22 protein-coding genes are annotated in these 20292 nt (G+C 71.2%); 11 read left to right on the forward strand and 11 right to left on the reverse strand.

The features are described from left to right. The first annotated feature begins 4 nt into the window (after positions 1 to 4). Positions 5 to 2371 (forward strand): ATP-binding cassette domain-containing protein, encoded by a 2367-nt coding sequence (locus tag ACM9LD_RS20925; RefSeq protein WP_415678465.1) that lies wholly within the window; start codon positions 5 to 7, stop codon positions 2369 to 2371. Positions 2372 to 2431: 60 nt separating this feature from the next. Next, positions 2432 to 3019 carry a vitamin K epoxide reductase family protein gene (locus tag ACM9LD_RS20930; RefSeq protein ID WP_415678466.1) on the forward strand — a complete coding sequence of 196 codons (588 nt, stop codon included), beginning with the start codon at positions 2432 to 2434 and terminating at the stop codon, positions 3017 to 3019. Between the two features lies 1 nt (position 3020). Here ACM9LD_RS20930 and ACM9LD_RS20935 read toward each other — a convergent pair whose 3' ends face one another. Continuing rightward, a complete protein-coding gene (locus ACM9LD_RS20935; RefSeq protein ID WP_415678467.1) occupies positions 3021 to 4259 on the reverse strand; it encodes a CynX/NimT family MFS transporter in 1239 nt (412 codons plus the stop codon). Between the two features lie 84 nt (positions 4260 to 4343). Here ACM9LD_RS20935 and ACM9LD_RS20940 point away from each other — a divergent pair, with 84 nt between their 5' ends. The 4 genes from ACM9LD_RS20940 (at position 4344) to ACM9LD_RS20955 (ending at position 7703) form a co-directional block, all read left to right on the forward strand. Next, on the forward strand, positions 4344 to 5021 hold the full coding sequence (locus tag ACM9LD_RS20940) for a FadR/GntR family transcriptional regulator (RefSeq protein ID WP_415678468.1): 678 nt from the start codon (positions 4344 to 4346) through the stop codon (positions 5019 to 5021). Between the two features lie 29 nt (positions 5022 to 5050). Continuing rightward, positions 5051 to 5464 (forward strand): DUF6153 family protein, encoded by a 414-nt coding sequence (locus ACM9LD_RS20945; RefSeq protein WP_415678469.1) that lies wholly within the window; start codon positions 5051 to 5053, stop codon positions 5462 to 5464. A gap of 80 nt (positions 5465 to 5544) precedes the next feature. Further along, positions 5545 to 6180, forward strand: coding sequence for a DUF305 domain-containing protein (locus ACM9LD_RS20950; protein WP_415678470.1), 636 nt, complete (start codon positions 5545 to 5547; stop codon positions 6178 to 6180). Between the two features lie 182 nt (positions 6181 to 6362). Further along, a complete protein-coding gene (locus ACM9LD_RS20955; RefSeq protein WP_415678471.1) occupies positions 6363 to 7703 on the forward strand; it encodes a hypothetical protein in 1341 nt (446 codons plus the stop codon). On the opposite strand, the gene ACM9LD_RS20960 is transcribed toward ACM9LD_RS20955, so the two are convergent. Beyond that, entirely contained in the window at positions 7700 to 8857 is a 1158-nt protein-coding gene (locus ACM9LD_RS20960) for an iron-containing alcohol dehydrogenase (RefSeq protein WP_415678472.1), read from the reverse strand. The genes ACM9LD_RS20955 and ACM9LD_RS20960 overlap by 4 nt on opposite strands. Positions 8858 to 8884: 27 nt before the next feature. Here ACM9LD_RS20960 and ACM9LD_RS20965 point away from each other — a divergent pair, with 27 nt between their 5' ends. After that, a complete protein-coding gene (locus tag ACM9LD_RS20965) occupies positions 8885 to 9607 on the forward strand; it encodes a VIT1/CCC1 transporter family protein (protein WP_336670251.1) in 723 nt (240 codons plus the stop codon). A gap of 11 nt (positions 9608 to 9618) precedes the next feature. After that, positions 9619 to 10137, forward strand: coding sequence for a gamma carbonic anhydrase family protein (locus tag ACM9LD_RS20970; RefSeq protein ID WP_415678473.1), 519 nt, complete (start codon positions 9619 to 9621; stop codon positions 10135 to 10137). Between the two features lie 30 nt (positions 10138 to 10167). On the opposite strand, the gene ACM9LD_RS20975 is transcribed toward ACM9LD_RS20970, so the two are convergent. Further along, positions 10168 to 10653: a hypothetical protein gene (locus tag ACM9LD_RS20975; RefSeq protein WP_415678474.1), complete on the reverse strand. Its 486-nt coding sequence runs from the start codon at positions 10651 to 10653 to the stop codon at positions 10168 to 10170. 29 nt (positions 10654 to 10682) lie between these two features. Here ACM9LD_RS20975 and ACM9LD_RS20980 point away from each other — a divergent pair, with 29 nt between their 5' ends. After that, positions 10683 to 11147, forward strand: coding sequence for a Rieske (2Fe-2S) protein (locus tag ACM9LD_RS20980; protein WP_415678491.1), 465 nt, complete (start codon positions 10683 to 10685; stop codon positions 11145 to 11147). 121 nt (positions 11148 to 11268) lie between these two features. Further along, positions 11269 to 12753, forward strand: coding sequence for a flavin-containing monooxygenase (locus ACM9LD_RS20985; RefSeq protein ID WP_415678475.1), 1485 nt, complete (start codon positions 11269 to 11271; stop codon positions 12751 to 12753). An 89-nt stretch (positions 12754 to 12842) separates the two neighbouring features. On the opposite strand, the gene ACM9LD_RS20990 is transcribed toward ACM9LD_RS20985, so the two are convergent. Genes ACM9LD_RS20990 through ACM9LD_RS21005 form a run of 4 tightly spaced genes read right to left on the reverse strand, consistent with a single transcriptional unit; the run spans position 12843 to position 15322 of the window. Next, on the reverse strand, positions 12843 to 13499 hold the full coding sequence (locus ACM9LD_RS20990) for a L,D-transpeptidase (protein ID WP_415678476.1): 657 nt from the start codon (positions 13497 to 13499) through the stop codon (positions 12843 to 12845). A gap of 38 nt (positions 13500 to 13537) precedes the next feature. Continuing rightward, the gene (locus tag ACM9LD_RS20995) at positions 13538 to 14149 is read right to left on the reverse strand and encodes a CPBP family intramembrane glutamic endopeptidase (RefSeq protein WP_415678477.1); all 612 of its coding nucleotides are present in this window, start codon (positions 14147 to 14149) and stop codon (positions 13538 to 13540) included. After that, on the reverse strand, positions 14146 to 14958 hold the full coding sequence (locus tag ACM9LD_RS21000) for an alpha/beta fold hydrolase (protein WP_415678478.1): 813 nt from the start codon (positions 14956 to 14958) through the stop codon (positions 14146 to 14148). Before ACM9LD_RS21000 ends, ACM9LD_RS20995 begins: the two co-directional genes overlap by 4 nt. A gap of 28 nt (positions 14959 to 14986) precedes the next feature. After that, complete coding sequence (locus ACM9LD_RS21005) at positions 14987 to 15322, reverse strand: hypothetical protein (RefSeq protein ID WP_415678479.1); 336 nt, start codon at positions 15320 to 15322, stop codon at positions 14987 to 14989. Positions 15323 to 15387: 65 nt separating this feature from the next. Between ACM9LD_RS21005 and ACM9LD_RS21010 the strand changes: the two genes are divergently transcribed. Continuing rightward, positions 15388 to 15723: an RNA polymerase-binding protein RbpA gene (locus ACM9LD_RS21010; protein ID WP_068525672.1), complete on the forward strand. Its 336-nt coding sequence runs from the start codon at positions 15388 to 15390 to the stop codon at positions 15721 to 15723. A 68-nt stretch (positions 15724 to 15791) separates the two neighbouring features. On the opposite strand, the gene ACM9LD_RS21015 is transcribed toward ACM9LD_RS21010, so the two are convergent. The 4 genes from ACM9LD_RS21015 to ACM9LD_RS21030 are packed head-to-tail and all read right to left on the reverse strand — an operon-like array spanning position 15792 to position 20187. Further along, positions 15792 to 16550: a polyprenol monophosphomannose synthase gene (locus ACM9LD_RS21015; protein ID WP_415678480.1), complete on the reverse strand. Its 759-nt coding sequence runs from the start codon at positions 16548 to 16550 to the stop codon at positions 15792 to 15794. Then, positions 16547 to 18082 carry an apolipoprotein N-acyltransferase gene (gene lnt / locus ACM9LD_RS21020; protein WP_415678481.1) on the reverse strand — a complete coding sequence of 512 codons (1536 nt, stop codon included), beginning with the start codon at positions 18080 to 18082 and terminating at the stop codon, positions 16547 to 16549. Before lnt ends, ACM9LD_RS21015 begins: the two co-directional genes overlap by 4 nt. Then, a complete protein-coding gene (locus tag ACM9LD_RS21025; RefSeq protein ID WP_415678482.1) occupies positions 18079 to 19641 on the reverse strand; it encodes an amidohydrolase in 1563 nt (520 codons plus the stop codon). Before ACM9LD_RS21025 ends, lnt begins: the two co-directional genes overlap by 4 nt. Before the next feature lie 18 nt (positions 19642 to 19659). Then, on the reverse strand, positions 19660 to 20187 hold the full coding sequence (locus tag ACM9LD_RS21030; RefSeq protein ID WP_415678483.1) for an FxsA family protein: 528 nt from the start codon (positions 20185 to 20187) through the stop codon (positions 19660 to 19662). Positions 20188 to 20292 lie beyond the last annotated feature (105 nt).

Consider the following 20292-nt stretch of genomic DNA (forward strand, 5'->3'; position numbering starts at 1 on the left):
GTTCATGCCGCAGTCCGTCCCGCACGCCGCCGACAGCCACGAGAGGATCCGCGTCCACGGGGCGCGCGAGAACAATCTCAAGGACGTCAGCATCGAGCTCCCCAAGCGCCGGCTGACGGTGTTCACGGGCGTCTCCGGGTCCGGCAAGAGCTCGCTCGTCTTCGGCACCATCGCCGCGGAGTCGCAGCGACTGATCAACGAGACGTACAGCGCCTTCGTGCAGGGCTTCATGCCGACGCTCGCCCGGCCCGATGTGGACGTCCTCGACGGGTTGACCACCGCGATCATCGTGGGCCAGGAGCGGATGGGATCCGACCCGCGCTCCACGGTGGGCACCGCCACCGACGCCAACGCCATGTTGCGGATCCTGTTCAGCCGGCTCGGTGACCCGCACATCGGCTCCCCGCAGGCCTACTCCTTCAACGTCGCCTCGGTCAGCGGCGCCGGCGCCGTCAAGCACGACAAGGGCGGCCGGGAGGTCAAGGAGAAGGTCAGCTTCAGCATCACGGGCGGCATGTGCCCGCGGTGCGAGGGCCGGGGCAGCGTGACCGACATCGACCTCACCGCCCTCTACGACGACAGCAAGTCGCTCGACGACGGCCCGTTCACCATTCCCGGCTACAGCATGGACGGCTGGCAGGGCCGCATCTACCGCGGCAGCGGCTTCTTCGACACGGCCAAGCCCATCGCGAAGTACAGCAAGCGCGAGCTGAACGACCTCCTCTACAAGGAGCCCACCAAGATCAAGGTCGAGGGGATCAACCTCACCTACGAGGGCATCATCCCCAAGATCCAGAAGTCGTTCCTGTCCAAGGACGTCGAGGCGATGCAGCCGCACATCCGTGCCTTCGTCGAGCGCGCCGTCGCGTTCAGCACCTGTCCTGAGTGCGACGGTACGCGGCTCTCGGAGCTCGCGCGGTCCTCGAAGATCGGCGGCACGTCCATCGCCGACTGCTGCGCGATGCAGATCAACGAGCTCGCCGAGTGGATCCGTACCGTCGACGATCCCTCGGTGGCGCCGCTGCTCGAGAACCTCCAGCAGACCCTCGACTCCTTCGTCGAGATCGGGCTCGGATACCTCTCCCTGGACCGCCCCGCGGGCACGCTCTCGGGCGGCGAGGCGCAACGCACCAAGATGATCCGGCACCTCAACAGCTCGCTGACCGACATCACCTACGTCTTCGACGAGCCCACCATCGGCCTGCATCCGCACGACATCGCGCGCATGAACGGCCTGCTGCTGCGGCTGCGCGACAAGGGCAACACCGTCCTCGTCGTCGAGCACAAGCCCGAGGCCATCGCCATCGCCGACCACGTCGTCGACCTCGGACCCAAGGCCGGCACCGCCGGCGGCGAGATCGTCTTCGAGGGCACCGTCGACGGCCTCCGCGCGGCCGGCACGCTCACCGGGCGCCACCTCGACGACCGGGCCCGCCTCAAGGACGAGGTCCGGGCACCGTCGGGCGTGCTCGAGGTGCGGGGCGCGACCGAGCACAACCTGCAGGAGGTCGACGTCGACGTCCCGCTCGGCGTGCTCGTCGTGGTCACCGGCGTCGCGGGATCGGGCAAGAGCTCGCTGATCCACGGCTCGATCAGCCCGCGGGAGGGCGTCGTCACCGTCGACCAGACGCCGATCAAGGGCAGTCGGCGCAGTAACCCGGCCACCTACACCGGCCTGCTCGACCACATTCGCAAGGCCTTCGCCAAGGCCAACGGCGTCAAGCCCGCGCTGTTCAGCGCCAACTCCGAGGGCGCCTGCCCCGCCTGCAACGGCGCGGGCGTCATCTACACCGACCTCGGCATCATGGCCGGTGTCTCCACCACCTGCGAGGAGTGCGAGGGCCGCCGCTTCCAGGCGGCGGTGCTCGAGTACCACTTCGGCGGGAAGAACATCAGCGAGGTGCTCAGCATGCCCGTCGCGGAGGCGCTCGAGTTCTTCGGCGCCGGCGAGGCGAAGATCCCGGCCGCGCACAAGATCCTCGGCCACCTCGACGACGTGGGCCTGGGGTACGTCGGACTCGGTCAGCCGCTCACCACGCTGTCGGGCGGCGAGCGCCAGCGGCTCAAGCTCGCCACGCACATGGGCGACAAGGGCGGCGTCCTCGTGCTCGACGAGCCGACCACGGGCCTGCATCTGGCCGACGTCGAGCAGCTCCTCGGGTTGCTCGACCGCCTCGTCGACGGGGGCAAGTCGGTCATCGTCATCGAGCACCACCAGGCGGTGATGGCGCACGGCGACTGGATCATCGACATCGGCCCGGGTGCCGGGCACGACGGTGGCCGGGTCGTCTTCGAGGGGACCCCGTCGGACCTGGTGGCGGGACGTTCGTCCCTGACCGGGGAGCATCTGGCCGCGTACGTCGGGGCGTGATGTCCCCATCGGCCGCCGGCTGACAGCGAGTCCACAGCACGTTCGCATACGATCGCTGGCGTGTCCACCATCGAGACCGCCGTACCGGCCACCGAGAACCGTCGCACCACCGGAATCCTGCTGCTCGTGACCGGCGTGCTGGGGCTGCTGGCCTCGGCGATGCTGACGATCGACAAGATCAAACTGCTCGAGGACCCGAACTTCGTGCCCGGATGCAGCTTCGATCCGACGATCTCGTGCGGCTCGGTCATGCAGTCCTGGCAGGGATCGGTGTTCGGCTTCCCCAACCCCCTGATCGGCATCGCGGCCTTCTCGGTGGTGATCGTCGCGGGCGTGCTCGCCGTGGGCGGCGTGGAACTCCCCCGCTGGTTCTGGACGGGGCTCGCGATCGGCGCCGCCGCCGGCCTCGCCCTGGTGGTCTTCCTGATCTACTCGAGCCTGTTCGTGATCCACGCGCTGTGCCTGTGGTGCATGCTCGTCTGGACGATCATGCCCATCGTGCTCGCGACCGCCGTAGCCGCCGCTCTCGGGCCGAAGGCCACGCAGCAGGTCAAGCAGGGGCTCGCCGCCCTGGTGCTGCTCTGGTACATCGTCGTGCTCACGCTGATCGCGGTGCAGTTCTGGGACTACTGGAGCAGCAAGTTCTAAATCAGTTCCAGGTGTCCTCGAGCATGCGCGGCTTGCACGCCTGGTAGGCGCCGACGCCGAGCACCGCGAGGCAGGCGAACAGCATCAGGAACGGCGCGGTCCAGCCGTGCGTCGCCTCGTGCAGCAGGCCGAAGCCCAGCGGGCCGGCGCACGCCGCGAGGTAGCCCACGCCCTGCATGAAGCCGGACAGTGCGGCCGATCCGGCGCCCGTGCGGGTGCGCAGGTTGACCAGCGTCAGGGCCATCGGGAAGGTCGTCGGGCCGAGCCCCAGCGCGATCACCCAGACCCAGGTCAAGGTCATCGGCGCGAACAGCAGGCCCAGGAAGCCCACGACGAAGCAGCCGAGGAACACGGTCACCAGCGGGAACGGGTTCACCATCCGGGTGCAGAGGCCGGGCACGATCAGCGTCGCCAGGAAGCCGACGCCGGAGAACAGCGCGACCATGTTGCCGCCGAGCGCAGCACTGCCGCCGGAGTCCGAGAGGATCTTCGGGATCCAGGTGAACATCGCGTAGGTGTTCAGCGAGGTCATGCCGAACATCGCGGCCGCGCCCCAGGCCAGCGGGGAGCGCCAGATCCGGCCCGTGGGCTCCGACGGTGCCTCCCCCGTCACGTCCTCCACGTCGTGGCCGCGCCGGGCCAGGACGATGCCGAGCCAGGGCAGGAACGCGGCGATCGGGATGATCGCCCAGACCGCGAGGGACACACGCCAGCCGTAGGCGTCCGCGACCGGGACCGCGGCGAGCGCGGGGACCATGGTGCCCAGCTGGACGCAGGTGAGGTACGCGGTGCTGAGCACGGCGACGTTGTCCGAGAAGTAGCGCTTGACCAGCGGTGGCAGCACCACGTTTCCGACGCCCATGCCGATCAGAGCGAGGCACGAGAAGGCCAACAACCCGAGGGTGCCGCCCATCAGCGAGCGCACGCCGATGCCGATCGCGGTCGCGGCGACGGCCACCAGCGTTGTGCGCTCCAGGCCGATCCGGCTCGTCAGGAACGGCGTGACGATCCCCGCTGCGGCGAACATGGCCGTGGGCAGCATGCCGAAGACGCCGATGATCGTCGCGCCGAAGTGCAGGTCCTCGCTGATCTGCGCCAGGAGCGGCGTCAGGGACGTGACCGCGGTACGCAGGGTGAGCGCGAACAGCACGATCGCCAGCAGTACGAGCAGCCGCCCCTGCTTCACGGATCGCACCATGGTCTGATCGGCCTCCTGCGGCTCGGTCGCGATGCTGGTCATTCGCCCTCCTTACAGTCGACACGAATCATAGGATGAATGGATGTATGACGGCAAGACGGTTTCCGTCCGGATAGGATGACTGTGATGCAACCCGTACGTAGGCAGACCTTGATAGCGCAGGTCACAGAGCAGCTCCGCGGCGAGATCGCCAGCGGACGATGGCCCGTGGGTGGCCGCATACCCACCGAGACCGAGCTGCGTGAGCTCACTGGCACCGCGCGCAATACTGTCCGCGAGGCGGTGCAGGCGCTCGTGCACGCCGGCATGCTCGAGCGCCGGCAGGGATCGGGCACGTACGTCCTCTCCGCTTGCGCCACCTCCACGTTGGGCGACTACTTCTCCGCCGCGCGCGACACCGACCTGCTGGAGCTGCGCGAGGCGCTCGAGGTGACCGCCGCCGGGCTCGCCGCGGAGCGCCGCGACGACGACGACGTCGCCGAGCTGCGCCGCCTCCTGGAGGCCCGGAATCGGCTCTGGGCGCCCGAGCAGGTCGCATCCGGAGCCGAGCGGGAGGCCATCGCGGCGGATCTCGCCATGCACCGCGGCGTGGTCGCCGCCAGCCACAACGCGATCTACCTCGAGTTCTACGACTCGCTGGTGCCCGTCCTGCAGGAGCACCTCCAGGAGTTCCCCGTCGGCTTCGCCACCTCGTACGAGTGCGCGCACATCGCGGTCATCGACGCCGTGGCCGCCGGCGATGCGTCGGCCGCCCGCGCCGCCGCCCGCGAGCTCCTCGCCGAGGTCCGACTCCGGGAGCGCTGACCAATACCCCACTGGGGTATCATTCGGGCGTGCGGACGATGCGGAGCGGATGGACGGCGGCCACCACGGCCGTGCTCCTCGCGCTCGCCGTCGTTCTGATGCATCTCGGCATGCCGCCGATGTCGATGCCCACCGCGGCCGCGTCGACGACCCACCACGGGGCGCCCCGCGATGCCGCGGCCGAGCGCACCACGATGGACCGGGCCGATCACGGCACCTCGGTGCAGAAGCAGACCGTCGATGCGGTCCACGACCACGAGTCGCACGACTGCGCCGGCACCGTCGTCGTGCACAAGACCGTCGGCGCGCCGCCGCTCGTCGCGGTCCTCCCCCTCGCCGACGGTGCCGCCCGCACCACCCCGGCGGATCACGCCGCCGTCGCGCGCGGTCCGCCGTCCTGGACGGTCTTCGACCTCGCCCAACTCTGCGTTCTCCGAGTCTGATCGACGCCCGCGCGCGGCCCCGGCCGCGGCGCGCTGAGCCGACCCGTCAGAAGACTCCGAGACCCGCAGAGGGAACAACCATGACCGTTTCACGTATCCGTATCGCCACCATGCTGTCCGCCGTCGCCGTCGGCGCGTCCCTGATCGGCGCGTGCACCACCGGCACGTCGCCCGAGGCCGCCACGTCGAGCACCGCCGCCACCGGCGCAGCCGACCACGCCGGCCACAGCATGGGCTCGTCGGCCCCGTCGAGCAGTGCGGTCACCGCGCCGTTCAACGACGCCGACGTCGACTTCGCCACGATGATGTACCCGCACCACGCCCAGGCCGTCGAGATGGCGAAGCTCGTCGACGGCAAGGGGGCCCGGCCCGAGGTCGTCGAGCTCGCCGCCGAGGTCCAGGGCGCGCAGCAGCCCGAGATGGACGCCTTCACCCGACTGCTCGCGCAGTGGGGCAAGCCCGCCCCCAGCGCCACCATGGAACACGCCATGGACGGGATGATGACGCCCGCGCAGATGGAGAAGCTCGGCACCCTGCGCGGCGCCGAGTTCGACCGCGAATGGCTCACGATGATGATCGCGCACCACAGGGGCGCCATCACCATGGCGGACACCGAGCTCGCGAAGGGCGTCAACCCGGAGAACCGGAAGCTCGCCGAGCAGATCAAGAGCGGCCAGCAGGCGGAGATCGCCCGCATGGAGAAGCTCCTGGCATAGCCGACAGCGGCGTCGTCACGGCCGTCGCCCGCGATCAGCGGGCGGCGGCCGTCGCGCTGCGCGGCGGGGCCGCTGTCGCCCTCCCGTGGGATCCGACGAAATCCTTCCACCGGAACGATTTTCGGGCACAATCAGCAGCGCACCGACGACCCACGTCATTGCTTCGAGAAAGCGAGCAACTGATGACAGCGAGGCATGCCCTCCGCAAGCCCCGGCCGATCGCACTCGCGGCAGCGGGTACAGGGCTCGCGGGCGTGCTCGCCCTCACCGGCGGCGGCGCGGACTTCCTCGCGCAGGTCGCGGCCAAGACGGTCATCGTCGTCGGCGGGGCCAGCGATCCGACGGGCAAGGATCAGTGGGCCCGGATCGGCGGCGACTACACCGGGCCGGCGCCGGTGTTCGTCCAGTACCCCGCCGTCTTCGGCATCGGCTACCCCGGGTTCGCCCTCAGCAGCGACTTCAAGCACACCTACGCCCAGTCCAACGACATCGGCGCGGCCGCAACCGTCGATGCGATCACCGCCGCGAAGGCCGACCCGAACGAAGAGGTCGTGGTGTACACGATCTCCCAGGGCGCCGACGTCGTGGGCCTCGCGGTCCTGCGGTACGGGAAGGACCACCCGCGCCCCTCCGACGGCTCGGCGAGGCTCACGTTCATCGAGCAGGGCAGCCCGAGCTTCGTCCGTTCCGGCGCCTGGAGCGTGATCCCCGCGGGTATTCCCGGTCTGCACAACGGACCCGTCCGCAACGACGGCGCGTCCGGCGCGACAGTGGTCAGCATCTGCGTCAAGGGCGACATCGGCTGCGCGATGGGACTGAACCCGGTCGTCGCGATGGTCTACCTCGTGCCCGGATTCATGATGCACGGCACCGTTTACACCGCGGAGAACATCGGCCGCTACTCCCCGCTCAGCGGCGAACCCTTCACTCCGGGATCCACACCCGAGAGCCCGGTCGACACCCGCTCCGAGACCCGCAACGGCTCCACCGTGACGGTCGAGACCTACGCGGACGGCACCGTCAAGCGGACGTGGACGGAGGACAATACGACCTGGGTCTCGATCGACAAGGGGGAGAATCCCTGGGGCTGGATGCTGCGCCGCAACGGATTCGCCGTGCCGAAGGAGTTCGACCAGATCCTCTCCACGCTGGTGCCCGTGCCGGAACCCGGCGACGGTGGACTGCTCCCGGACGTGCCGGCCCCGGCCCCGTCGCCGTCGACGGCCCGTCATCGTGACGACCGGCCGGACGCCATTCCCGTGGCGGATCTGTTCACCCAGGAAGACGACGCCGATCAGGATCAGCCCCAGGCGGATCCGCCCACCCGGGATCAGCCCGCCGACTCCCCCACTGACGCTCAGACCGACGCGCCCGCCGATCCCCCGGCCGGCGAGACCGAGGTCGCGCCGGAGCCGACGACCGCCGAGGAGCCCGCCGTCGAGGCAGCCGCTCAGGAGCTCGCCGCGGACGACTCGGAGGCCGGCCCGGTGGAGGCGGACGAGCCCGCGGCGGACGCGGCCTAGCCGTAGACCTCGTCGTACAGGGCGACGATCTCGGCGGCGTCGGGCACGCGCGGGTTGTTGCCGGGCGAGCCGGACGCCAGCGCCTGCTCCGCCATCAGCGGCGCGAGCTCGTCCCAGCGCGCCTTGTCGATGCCGTACGCCCGCGGCGTGGGTACAGCGAGGTCGGCGCACAGCTGCTCGATCGCGCCCACGAGGGCCTGGGCGAGTGCCTCGTCCGAGTCCCCGGACAGCCCGTACGCGCGGGCGCAGTCCGCGTAGCGCGACGGTGCCGCGCCGACCGAGAAGCGCATGACCGCGGGCAGGAGCATCGCGTTCGACAGTCCGTGCGCCACATGGAAGTGCGCGCCGATCGGGCGGCTCATGCCGTGCACGAGCGCGACCGAGCTGTTCGAGAAGGCGACGCCGGCCTGCGTGGCGGCGAGCATCATCGCCTCCCGGGCCGGGCGGTCGGCACCGTCGGCGTAGACGGCCCGGATGTTGGCGGAGATCGTCGAGATCGCGGTGAGGGCGAAGCCGTCGGCGAACGGATTCGCCTTGCGGCTGACGTACGCCTCGATCGCGTGGGTGAGGGCGTCGACGCCGGTGTCCGCCGTGAGCCGCGCGGGCATCGACAGGGTGAGCTCGTAGTCGACGACCGCCGCCACCGGCAGGAACGCCGGCCCCGGGCAGAGCATCTTCTCGTCGCTCGCGCTGTCGGTGATGATGCTGAACTGCGTGGCCTCGCTGCCGCTGCCGGCCGTCGTCGGGATCGCGATCACCGGGAGCGCCGGCCCGACGGTGACCGTCGGGGCCTTGTAGTCCCGCATCGTGCCGCCGCCCGCGGCGAGCACCGCGAGGGCCTTCGCCGTGTCCAGCGGGCTGCCGCCGCCGAGTCCGATGACGCAGTCCGCGCCGTGCTCGCGGACCACGGCGAGGCCGGGCGCGAGCGAGTCGGTCGTCGGGTCGGGCACCGTGCGGTCGAAGACGGAGACCTCGCAGCCCGCGTCGGTCAGGGCCGCGACCAGCCGCGCGACGGTGCCCTGCGCGGAGAGGAAGGCGTCCGTCACGACCACCGGTCGGGAGAAGCCGAGGTTCCGGACCAGGCGGCCGGAGTCGGCGAGTGCGCCCCCTCCGACCGCGAGCCGACGGGGAAGTCCTATCTGCGCTGCAGTCATGCCACGAACGTACCTAGACTCCTTCTCATGGCTGAGCAGATCGGTGAAGGCACACACGAATTCGAGCCGCACCACGCCGCGATCGGGGACCGTCTCAACTGGCTACGGGCGGGCGTGCTCGGCGCGAACGACGGGCTGATCTCCACCGCGGGCATCGTGATCGGCGTGGCCGCGGCCACCGGCGAGTCCTCGGCGATCCTCACCGCGGGCATCGCGGGCCTGACCGCGGGCGCGGTGTCGATGGCGCTCGGCGAGTACGTCTCGGTGAGCACGCAGCGCGACACCGAGGTCGCGCTCATCGCCAAGGAGAAGGCCGAGCTCAAGGAGATGCCCGACGACGAGTTCGCCGAGCTGGAGCAGATCTACCGGCAGAAGGGGCTCTCCCCCACGACGGCGCGCCTGGTCGCCGAGGAGCTCACGGCGAACGACCCGCTGCAGGCGCACCTCGACGCCGAGCTCGGCATCGACGAGGAGAACCTCACCAGCCCGGTCGCGGCGGCGCTGTCCTCCGCCGTCTCGTTCAGCGTGGGCGCGAGCATCCCCATCCTGGCCTCGCTCATCGAGGGGCAGCGGATCCTGGCCATCGTGCTCTCGGTGCTGGTGGGGCTCGCGCTCACCGGGTACGTCTCCGCGCGGCTCGGCGACGCGGACGTCCGGCGCGCGACGGCTCGCGTCGTGATCGGCGGCCTCATCGCGATGGCCGTGACCTACGCCGTGGGTAAGCTCCTCGGCACCACCGGAATCGCCTGAGGAGGCCGCGAGTGATCGCACGGTTCGCAGACAAGACGCCCCGCATCGCCGAGACGGCGTGGGTGGCCGAGACCGCCGCCGTCGTGGGCGACGTGGAGCTCGGGCCGGGCGTCGGGGTGTTCTACAGCGCCGTCGTGCGCGGCGACACGACGCCCATCGTCATCGGCGAGAACAGCAACGTCCAGGACGGGGTGGCGATGCACGCCGACCCGGGCTTCCCGCTGACCGTCGGCGAGCGCGTGTCCATCGGCCACAACGCCGTGGTGCACGGCTGCACCGTCGGCGACGACGTGCTCATCGGGATGGGCGCCGTCGTGCTCAACGGCGCGGTGATCGGCGCAGGCAGCCTGATCGCGGCGAACGCCCTCGTCCCGCAAGGGATGGAGGTGCCGCCCGGGTCGATGGTCGCGGGGGTGCCCGCCAAGGTGCGGCGCGAGCTGTCCGAGGACGAGCGCGCCGGGATCACGGCGAACGCCGCGGGCTACCAGTTCCTCACGCAGGCCCACGCGACGCAGACCGGACCGGCGTAGCTCGGACCCGTCGGGCCGAGGCCGGTCGACTCAGAGTCCGGACCACACCATCGACGCGCCGGAGTGCCCGGCGGCGATCACGCCCCAGATGCACGCGGCCGCGGCCACCGTCGACAGGACGCCCAGCACGACGGACCCAGCGCGACCGGAGAGTACCGTCGCCCCCGAGGCGCGTGCGGCGACCGCGGGGCTGGACCCGGCCCACACCAGGACCGCCACGACGAGCAGCCCCAGCGACCACAGGAACGTCGCGGTGCCCTGGGTCTCGTGGCCGGCGATCTGCTCGCGCATGCCCTCCATCGACGGGCGCTGTTCCAGCTTCTCCCCCGACTCCTTGGCGAGGTAGCACGCCAGCGCCGCGGCCAGCGCCGACACGGGCAATCCGACGCCCAACCGGGTGCGGGCCGCCGGCCACCACGCGGCGACGACGAGGGCCAGCGCGGCGAGCGGCAACAGGACGACCGCGGCATGGACCAACAGCGGATGACTCGGAATTCCCGCGATCTCGGTGAGCACGCATCAATGCTGGCAGAGTGGACCCCGTGATGCAGACAACTCAGCCAACCTTCTGCCCCACGCGGCGCGCGGTACTCGCGGCCCTTCCCGGTATCGCGATCCTGCCCGTCGCGGTGGCCTGTGGAACGACCTCGAAGACCGACGACTCCTCGTCGGGCTCCACTCCTACCAATGACGCCTCCACCGGCGGCGCGGCACCGGGCGGCGGCGCCCGGATCCCCGTCGCCCAGGTCCCCGTCGGGAGCGCCGTGGTGATCGCGGGCGCGAAGCCCTACGTGGTCGCCCAGCCCACCGACGGCGCGTTCGTCGCCTTCGACGCGGCGTGCACCCACCAGGGCGCGACCGTCGCGGCGCAGGACGGGCTCAGCCTCGAATGCCCGGCGCACGGGAGCAAGTTCAACGGCGCCACCGGCGCGGTCGAGGGCGGCCCCGCGAAAACGGCGCTGGCTTCGGTGCCCGTGCGCCGGGACGGGGAGAACCTCGTCGTCGGGTGACGCCGGGGTGATAGACGTAGACCCGGAAGCTACCGCGTTGTAGCATGGCGGGAACGTTATTGAACTGGTCTCAGTAGGCAGCCACCGCCGGGACCGGCACCACTTCGACGAGGAGACTCCCGTGGCCAATCCCGAGGCGATCTACAAGGACGTGCTCATCGTGGGCGCCGGTCTCGCCGGCATCGACACCGCCTACCGCGTGTCGAACGAGGTCCCGCACTTCAGCTACGCGGTCCTCGAGCAGCGCGCCGAGATGGGCGGCACCTGGGATCTGTTCAAGTACCCCGGCATCCGCTCCGACTCCGACATCTTCAGCCTCAGCTACCCCTTCCTTCCCTGGAAGGGGACCAACCGCCTCGCCAGCGGCCCGGAGATCAAGGCCTACATCGAAGAGGCCGCCGCGAAGTTCGGCATCACCAAGAACATCAGCTTCAACACCAAGGTCGGCACCGTCGACTTCGACTCGCGCACCGACCTGTGGACCGTCACGGCCGAGCGCGAGGGCGAGCAGGTCGTGTACCAGTCGCGGTTCCTCGTGGCGTGCACCGGCTACTACAACTACGAGGCCGGCTACGAGCCGCCCTTCCCCGGCGTGGACCGGTTCCAGGGCCAGATCGTGCACCCGCAGCACTGGCCCGAGGACCTCGACTACAAGGACAAGAAGGTCGTGGTCATCGGGTCCGGCGCCACCGCCATCACCCTGATCCCGTCGATGGCCGACGACGTCGAGCACATCACCATGCTGCAGCGCTCCCCCACCTACGTGCTGCCGGTCCCGAACGCCGACCCGCTGACGATGTTCGGCGCCAAGGTGCTCCCGCCCACCGTCGCGCACAACATCACCCGCAACGTGAACGCCGTCATCAACGTCGGCCAGTACGTCCTCGCGCGGTCGTTCCCGAAGACCTCACGCAAGTTCCTGCGCAAGCTCAACCAGGCCATGCTGCCCGAGGGCTACGACGTGGACGTGCACTTCAAGCCGAAGTACGAGCCGTGGGACCAGCGGCTGTGCGTCGTCCCGAACGGCGACCTGTTCAAGACCATCAAGGACGGCAAGGCCGAGGTGGTCACCGACACCATCGAGACCTTCACCGAGAAGGGGATCCGACTGACCTCGGGCCGCGAGCTCGAGGCCGACATCGTGATCACCGCGACCGGCCTGCAGCTGCTGGCCTTCGGCGGCGTCGAGGTCAACGTCGACGGTGCCCCGATCAAGCCCAACGACAAGTTCGCCTTCAACGGTTACATGCTCGAGGGTGTCCCGAACTTCGCGTTCATCATCGGCTACACCAACAACTCGTGGACGCTGCGCGCCGACATCTCGGCCCGCGGCATCGCGCGCCTGCTCAACCACATGGTGGTCAAGGGGTACACGCACGTCGAGCCGCAGGTCGGCGGCAAGGTGCTCACCGAGCATCCCGCGCTCGACCTGAGTTCGGGCTACGTGCAGCGCTCGCCCGACGCGATGCCCAAGGCCGCCACGGAGCAGCCGTGGATGATCCGGCACAACTTCGTGCTGGACTCGCTGGACTACCAGCGCTCGCGCGTCGACGCCCCCGAGCTGAAGTTCGGCACGGTCACGGCGCCGTCGAAGGCCGGCGTCTGATCGCCTGAGCCTGCAACGGAAGAACCCGCCCCCTCGTCGGAGGGGGCGGGTTCTTCTGGTCCGTGCGGGCCGAGGCCCAGCGGAGAGTCTTACGAGCCCGGCACGTAGGTCCCGCCGACGGTGTTGCGTACCACGATCGGCGAGCCGATCGGGAAGTTGTCGTAGAAGTACTTGCCGTTGGCCGTGCTCACGTTGAGGCAGCCGTGGCTCACGTTGGAGACGCCCTGCTGGTTCACGGACCACGGGGCGGCGTGCACGAAGATGCCGCTCCACGACATGCGCGTGGCGTACTCGACGTAGGTGCGGTAGCCCTCCGGGGAGTCGACCGGGACGCCGTACGTGGACGAGTCCATGTACATGTCGCGCTTCTTCTCCATGGTGTAGTACGTGCCGTTCGGCGTGGGGTGCTTGTTCGTGCCGAAGGACGTCGGCATGGTCTTGACGACCTCGCCGTTGTGCCACACGGTGATCTGCTTGGTGTTGTCGTCCGCGAGGGCGACCCAACCGGTCTTGGTGGCGACGGGCGGCTCGGGCGAGGCCGCGACGGTCTCGCCCGTCTCGGTGGCACCGGCCGGCTTCGACGGACCCGTGGGGCGGGGCGTGGTCGGACGCGACGGGGTGGTGGGCACCGCCCCGGCGACGGCCGCGGAGGCCGTGGCGGCGACGATCGCCGCTGCCGCGCCCGCGCCGAGCCGCGCGAAGCCGCGGCGGTTGACGCCGGTGGGACCGAGATTCCGGTCAGTCATCGTTGTTCCTCCTGCGGTATCAAGCTTTGCGCACGATTCTACGGGTCCAGTGCCTCAGGTGAAGAAATCCCTGAACCTGAGCTGAGGATCACACCGCTTCCGTTCAGTATCCAGTGGACCAGGAAACAGGGCCACCACCTGCTGGTTCGGCGCGCGAGGGCGTCCATCGCGGCACCGAAACCGGCGGTGACGGCGATTGTCGGAAAGACGGGGTCGTGAGCACTGTGCGCGGCACCGACGTGCCACAGACCGAACGCCAGCGGCCCCGCCACCGCGCCCGCCCGCCGGCCGTACGCCGCCTCCAGCGCCGGCGTCAGCGAACCGCGGAAGAGCAGTTCCTCCGGCAGCGCGGTGCCGAGCGGAATGTCCACGAGCACCCACTTCGCCCGGTTCGACGGTGTTTCGCGCCGCACTGGCCGCACGAGTGCCAGGCCCGCTCCCGCGAGCACGCCCCCGCCCACGACGCCGGCGATGGTCGGGACGCTCGACCGCGCGAGCGCGGCGTCGGCGGCGCAGAAGGCGAGCGTGGCCGCCGAGCGCGCGTCGCGGTTCCAGCCGAACCGGTCCGCGAGCCGCGGCAGCACCGCGTTGGACCACGCAACGGCCGCCCCGGCCGCGAGCGCGGGCGCGCCCCGCCGCACGCGGGTCACTGCATCGCCACCCAGGAGCCCAGGGAGCGGAACAGCGTGGCGGAGAAGGGCAGGTCGCCCCCGTACCGTGCCGGGTCCCGCGAGGCGTCCTCCTGCAGGGCGTGGCTCACGCCGCGCAGCCGCACATAGTTCGCGTGGGTGCCGGTCATCACGTCGGCGAGGTCCTGCGTGGCGGAGCAGTCGACCGCGACGTCCGCATCCGAGCAGGTGACGATGTTGTGCTTCTGCGGCGGCAGGGTCATCGCGGTGCGGAGTAGGTCCGGCGTCCCGTCGGGCAGGCCCTGCAGCACGGGCTCGACGAGGGCCATCGGCAGGGCAGCGCGTCCGGTGGCGCCGGTGCCCAGAGCGAGCGCCTGGGCCGCTGCCGTGCCGTGCCCGACGGCCAGCAGCCGGTCGTCACCGAGACCGGACCGGTCGGCGAGCGCCGTGAGGCCCTTCCCGGCCCGGTCCAGGAGGGCCGCGTAGCTCGGGCTGCCCGACGGGGCGCCGTCGAAGCGGAGCGAGGCCACGCCGTGCTGGGCGAGCATCACGGACAGCTCGCGCGCGGCGATCTGGCCGGCGCGGTCCGGCCCGGCAAGGATCAGCGCGGCGCGCAGCCGCTGCTGGTTGCTCGGCGAGACGTACGTCGCCGCGCCCGCATCGGCGGGCACCTGCACCGTCGATTCGTTCCAGTTCGCCGGCAGGGCGGCCGGTGCGGGCGGCGCGGCCTCCTGCGAGATCACGGGGGTGGGCTTGTCCGATGCGCAGGACGCGACGGCCAGCAGGATCGCGAGGAGCACCGCGGCGAGCCGCGTCCGGGCGTGGGTCATCGACTCCCTCTCGTGGTTCGGCGCGTGGTCAGCGCAGGCGTTCGGCGGCGCGCGCGGTCTCGACGAGCCGGTCCGCGAGCGCGGCGAGTTCGTCCTGGCCGGCGCCCTCGGCGATCGCGGTGCGAACGTCCTCCGCCGCGCAGCGCACCTCGAACATACGCTCCCCCACCGATTCGGCCTCGTCCGCGGTGAGCACCACGGAATCCGGCGGCAGGGAGGTCCCGGCGAGCGCATTGCGGGCCTCGTACGCGCGCTGCCGGCACGACCGGCGGCAGTACTTGCGGGTGCGGCCGGGCCCCTCGGAGACCACCTCGCGTCCGCACCACGCACACGCGGCGGACCTGCGACGGCGAGCGGTGGTCATGGGCCGCAGTCTAATGAACCGGGTAGACTGGGAATGTTCGGCGTAGGCGAGAGGTTGGGAGAAGCATGGCAGATCGAGTTCTACGGGGCAGCCGCCTGGGCGCGGTGAGCTATGAGACGGATCGGGACCACGACCTCGCTCCGCGCCGGGTGGCGCGGTACCGCACGGACAACGGTGAGGAGTTCGACGTCCCGTTCGCGGATGACGCCGAGATCCCCGGCACCTGGCTGTGCAAGAACGGGCTCGAGGGCACCCTGATCGACGGGGTCGCACCCGAGGAGAAGAAGGCGAAGCCGCCGCGCACGCACTGGGACATGCTGCTCGAGCGGCGGTCCGAGGGCGAGCTCGAGGAGCTCCTCAAGGAGCGGCTGGACCTGCTCAAGGCGCGGCGCGGTAAGTAACGCGAGGTACGTCCGACGAACACCAAGGGCCCCGGAGTGATCCGGGGCCCTTCGGCGTTCCTGCGGTCCTACTTGCCGCGCAGCTTCTGCAGCTTGCGCTTGCGGGCGCGGAAGCCCCACTTCGGCACCAGGGTGGCCGCCTCCTTGAAGATCGAGCCGCTCATCTTCGAGTCGCCGATCACCCGCTCGGTGAAGGTGATGGGCACCTCGACCACGGTGAAGCCGGCCTGCACGGCGCGCCAGGTCAGGTCGATCTGGAAGCTGTAGCCCAGCGACTCGACCTCGTCGAGGCCGAGGCCCTCGAGGGTCTCGCGGCGGAAGGCCTTGTAGCCGCCGGTGATGTCGCGGATACGGGTGCCCAGCATGACCTGGCTGTACACGTTGCCGCCGCGGGAGATCAGCTGGCGCGAGAGCGGCCAGTTCACGGTCTTGCCGCCGAAGACGTAGCGGGAACCGATCACCAGGTCGGCGCCGGCGTCGATCGCGGCGAGGTGCCGCTCGAGCTGCTCCGGGGCGTGCGAGCCGTCGGCGTCCATCTCGACGATGACGCGGTAGTCGCGCTCCAGGGCCCATTTGAAGCCCGCGATGTAGGCGCCGCCGAGGCCGTTCTTCTCGGCCCGGTGCAGCACGTGGATCCGGGGATCCTCGGCCGCCAACGAGTCGGCGAGGTCGCCGGTCCCGTCGGGACTGTTGTCGTCGACCACGAGCACGTCGACACCGGGCTGCGCGCGGTGCAGCCGGCCCACGATGAGCGGCAGGTTCTCCAGCTCGTTGTACGTGGGGATGATCACCAGCGTCTTCGACGACGGCGCTGACGTCTCACTCATGCAGGTTCCTCGGTCCGTGGGCGGGGCTGAAACAGACCTCCATCGTGCCTTATCGCTATCGCGATTCCGCAGAGGGTGGCCACGAGCAGTGCCACCTCGCCCCAATCCCCCAGTCGCGCGGCCGGGGTGAGGCCGTCGCGCAGGCGGATCGTCTCCACGAGATGGTCGTTGGTCCAGATGCTCGTCTGCCGGGTGACCTCGCCGTCGGGGCGCACCAGGGCGCTCACGCCGGTGGTGGCCGCGACCACCACATCGCGGTCCAACTCGACGGCCCGGACCCGGGACATCCCGAGCTGCTGATAGGTCATCCCGGTGCGGCCGAAGGTGGCGTTGTTGGTGGGCACGGTGAGCACCTGCGCCCCGTTCTCGACGGAGCCGCGCAGAGCCCGGTCGAAGGCCACCTCGTAGCAGGTGGCGACGCCGAGCGGGACGCCGTTCGGGCGCACCACGCCCGGCCCGCTGCCCGGGGTGAAATCGTTCGCGAGGTCGACGTAGTCGCTGAACAGGCGGAAGAAGTCCCGCATCGGCATCGTCTCGCCGAAGGGCTGCAGGATCGCCTTGTCGTGCCGCTCCCGCGGGCCGCTCGCGTCGATGAGGATCATGCTGTTGTAGTAGCGGCCGGTGCCGTCGTAGTGCACGGTGCCGACCAGGATGGGGGCGCCCACGTCGGCGGCCGCCGCGCGGATCCGGGCCGCGACGTCCGGGTCGCGTTCCGGCGAGACGTCCGAGGAGTTCTCCGGCCAGATCACCACGTCGGGCTGCTTCTGGCGGCCCTCCCGGACCTCGGTCGCGAGTCGGTGCGTCTCGGTCAGGTGGTTGGTGAGCACGGCCTCGCGCTGGGTCGCGACGTCCCAGCGCTGCTCCGGCACGTTCCCCTGGATCGCGGCGATGGTCACCTCGCGCCCCGCCGACAGTGCGCCGACGGCCGGCCACGCCGCCGCCGCGCCGATCGCGACGAGGGCCGCCGCGGCCGCCGGCAGCAGGTAGGTCCGACGGTCCGCGCGACGGTACGCCGCGACACCCGCGGCGGCGAGGCACGCACCGAGCAGGGCGACGGCGAAGGACAGGCCGGGCGCGCCGACGTACCGGGCAAGGGCCAGCAGCGGACCGTCGGCCTGGCTGAAGGCGAGCCGGCCCCACGGGAAGCCGCCGAAGGGGAAGGAGGCGCGCGCCCACTCGGTGACGGCGAACGCCGCAGCCACCCACACGGGGCCGCCGGGTGCGCGGGCGACCCGCGTCGCGATCAGGCCGAAGGCGCCGTAGTAGAGGGCGCAGGTGATGCCGAGGCCGATCCACGGGAGTGCGCCGACCATGGAGTCGATCCATTTCAGCAGCGGGATGAACAGCCCGAGCCCGGCGAGGAAGCCGTATCCGAAGCCGCCGCGCAGCGTCGGGCGCGCGCGGGTGGCCAGCACGGCGACGAGCGCCGCGACGCCGATCGGCGCGAGCCACCACAGGCCCGCGGGCGGGAAGGCGAAGAACAACGCGACGCCGGCGAGCAGCGCGGCTCCCCCGCGGACCAGGAGTGTCACGCCGCGAACACCGTCCGGCCGTCGACCACCGTGCGCAGGCAGCGGGGCAGCCGGGCGCCGGGGGCCAGGTCGGGCAGCGGCGCGACGCCGGCGCGGGGGTCGGTGGACCAGCGCTGCACGGCGTCCGACGGTGCGCGGACCACCAGCTCGTCGGCGTCCCAGACCGCGAAGGTCGCCGGGGCGCCGGGGACCAAGGTCCCGGCGACGCCGTCGCGGACTCCCCCGGCCCGCCAGGCGCCGCGGGTCGCGGCGGCGAAGGCGGCGCGCGGCGAGATCGCGCTGCCGGGCGTGTGGTGCTGCACCGCGGCACGCAGCGTGGCCCACGGGTCGAGCGGGGTGACGGGCGAGTCCGACGAGAAGGCCAGCGGCACGGCGTTCTTCGCGAGCAGAGCGAAGTCGTTGAGGGTCGCGGCGCGGTCGGCTCCGAGGCGGCGGGAGTACATGCCGTCCGGTCCTCCCCACAGCGCGTCGAACCGCGGCTGCATCGAGGCGTTCACGCCCCAGTCGCCGAGCTTGCGGGCCTCGTCCGGCGTGACCATCTCCGCGTGCTCGACGCGGTGCCCGCAGGAGGCGACCCGGGGCCCGCCGAAGGCGTCGACCGCCGCCTCGAACGCAGCGACCACCCGGGCGATGGCCGCGTCGCCGATGGCGTGGAAGCCGGCCTGGATCCGGGCCCGGGTGCACGCCAGGACGTGCGCGGTCACGGTCTCCTGGTCGAGGTACGCCACGCCGTGGGACGGTGCGTCCGCGTACGGCGCATGCAGCAGGGCGGTTCGGCTGCCCAGCGAGCCGTCGACGAAGAGGTCGCCGGCGAGGCCGTCGGCGCCGGTGCGGTAGACGAGCGCGCGGGCGTGGTCGGCGTCGCGGGCCGCCTCGCCCCAGTAGCGGCGCACGCGCACCCCGTGGGTGAGGGCGCCGAGGAGGGTGAAGTCGCGTTCGCCCGCGATGTCGGGCCCGCCGCATTCGTGGACGGCGGCGATGCCCGCGGCCGCTGCCGCGTCGAGGGCCGCGGTCTGGGCGGTGGTGATCTGCGCATCGGTGAGGGTCGCGAGGGCGGCGGCGCGGACGGCGTGGTGGGCCGCAGCGGTGAGGGGACCGTCGGGCGAGAAGCCGGCGAGGCCCTCCAGACCGGGGACGAGGGCGCGCAGCGCGGTGCTGGCCTGCGCGGAGTGCTCGTCGATGCGGGCCGCGTAGATCACGCGGTGCTCGTCGAGGTCGGTGCGCTGCAGCGGGCGCTCCCAGGTGGTGTCGTCCCATCCGCGGGCGATCACGGTGTCACCGGACGCGCCGGAGAGCGCCGCGCGAACGGCGTCGAACCCGCCGGTGAGGCCGGGGCCTGTGAGCGCGAGGCCCGTGGCGGTGAGGTGCACGTGGGTGTCGACGAAGGCCGGCGCGACGAACGCCCCGTCGAGGTCGGTGACCTGCGCGTCCGGATGCAGAGCCCGCGCCGCCCGGTCGTCCCCGATCCAGCTGATCACCCCGTTCTCGACGGCGATCGCGGTGGCGGAGGTGGACGTGGGCGTGTAGATCCGCCCACCGACGAGCAGTTCGGTGGTCACGGTGGACCAGTCTGCCAACTACGGGGCGGGCGGCAACTCGCGGTACCCCGGGCGCGGGCCCGGGCCGCCGAAGTCGACCACGGGCTCGGACGTGGTCCGCGGCTCGGTCACCACGTCACCGTCGACGACGGTGCCGAAGCCGCGCGGCTGGCCGGCGAGGACGGTGACCAGGCCGGACTCCTCGACGAACGAGGCCACGCGCTTCGCGCCGACGTAGGCGACCGCGGGCCGCACCACCGCGCGCACCGGCTTGACCAGCAGCAACAGGCCGAGCACGGTGCTCACCACGCCGGGCACCGCGAGCAGGAACACGGCCGCCGCGAGGATCGCGGTGTCCATCAGCGCGGGGCCCGCGGACCGCTGCCCGTCGAGGGCCTGCCCGAGGTCGCGGAGTACGCCCGCGGCGGTGCGGCGGAGCATGAGCACGCCGAGCACGGTGGCGCCGATCATCGCCAGCACAGCCCAGCCGAAGCCGAGCCAGGACACCAGCCCGGCGACCGCTGCGATCTCCACGACGATGTAGGTCAGGAACGCGAAGAGCTTCATACCGGTACAACGGGCGAACCGGGCGAAAGGTTCCCGGCCCCCTCGCGATTGAACGACGTTTTGGAGATGAAACCCGCAGGTGGCGTTCTCCAAAACGACGTTCAA

Source organism: Tsukamurella hominis, from assembly GCF_965137015.1.
Lineage (GTDB): Bacteria > Actinomycetota > Actinomycetes > Mycobacteriales > Mycobacteriaceae > Tsukamurella > Tsukamurella hominis.

What these genes read in the sequence shown, in the direction of transcription:
- ACM9LD_RS20925 (WP_415678465.1), top strand. Translation starts at nt 5, where the DNA reads ATGCCGCAGTCCGTCCCGCACGCCGCCGACAGCCACGAGAGGATCCGC.
- ACM9LD_RS20935 (WP_415678467.1), bottom strand. Translation starts at nt 4,259, where the DNA reads ATGACCAGCATCGCGACCGAGCCGCAGGAGGCCGATCAGACCATGGTG.
- ACM9LD_RS20940 (WP_415678468.1), top strand. Translation starts at nt 4,344, where the DNA reads ATGCAACCCGTACGTAGGCAGACCTTGATAGCGCAGGTCACAGAGCAG.
- ACM9LD_RS20950 (WP_415678470.1), top strand. Translation starts at nt 5,545, where the DNA reads ATGACCGTTTCACGTATCCGTATCGCCACCATGCTGTCCGCCGTCGCC.
- ACM9LD_RS20955 (WP_415678471.1), top strand. Translation starts at nt 6,363, where the DNA reads ATGACAGCGAGGCATGCCCTCCGCAAGCCCCGGCCGATCGCACTCGCG.
- ACM9LD_RS20960 (WP_415678472.1), bottom strand. Translation starts at nt 8,857, where the DNA reads ATGACTGCAGCGCAGATAGGACTTCCCCGTCGGCTCGCGGTCGGAGGG.
- ACM9LD_RS20965 (WP_336670251.1), top strand. Translation starts at nt 8,885, where the DNA reads ATGGCTGAGCAGATCGGTGAAGGCACACACGAATTCGAGCCGCACCAC.
- ACM9LD_RS20980 (WP_415678491.1), top strand. Translation starts at nt 10,683, where the DNA reads ATGCAGACAACTCAGCCAACCTTCTGCCCCACGCGGCGCGCGGTACTC.
- ACM9LD_RS20990 (WP_415678476.1), bottom strand. Translation starts at nt 13,499, where the DNA reads ATGACTGACCGGAATCTCGGTCCCACCGGCGTCAACCGCCGCGGCTTC.
- ACM9LD_RS21000 (WP_415678478.1), bottom strand. Translation starts at nt 14,958, where the DNA reads ATGACCCACGCCCGGACGCGGCTCGCCGCGGTGCTCCTCGCGATCCTG.
- ACM9LD_RS21005 (WP_415678479.1), bottom strand. Translation starts at nt 15,322, where the DNA reads ATGACCACCGCTCGCCGTCGCAGGTCCGCCGCGTGTGCGTGGTGCGGA.
- ACM9LD_RS21010 (WP_068525672.1), top strand. Translation starts at nt 15,388, where the DNA reads ATGGCAGATCGAGTTCTACGGGGCAGCCGCCTGGGCGCGGTGAGCTAT.
- ACM9LD_RS21015 (WP_415678480.1), bottom strand. Translation starts at nt 16,550, where the DNA reads ATGAGTGAGACGTCAGCGCCGTCGTCGAAGACGCTGGTGATCATCCCC.
- ACM9LD_RS21030 (WP_415678483.1), bottom strand. Translation starts at nt 20,187, where the DNA reads ATGAAGCTCTTCGCGTTCCTGACCTACATCGTCGTGGAGATCGCAGCG.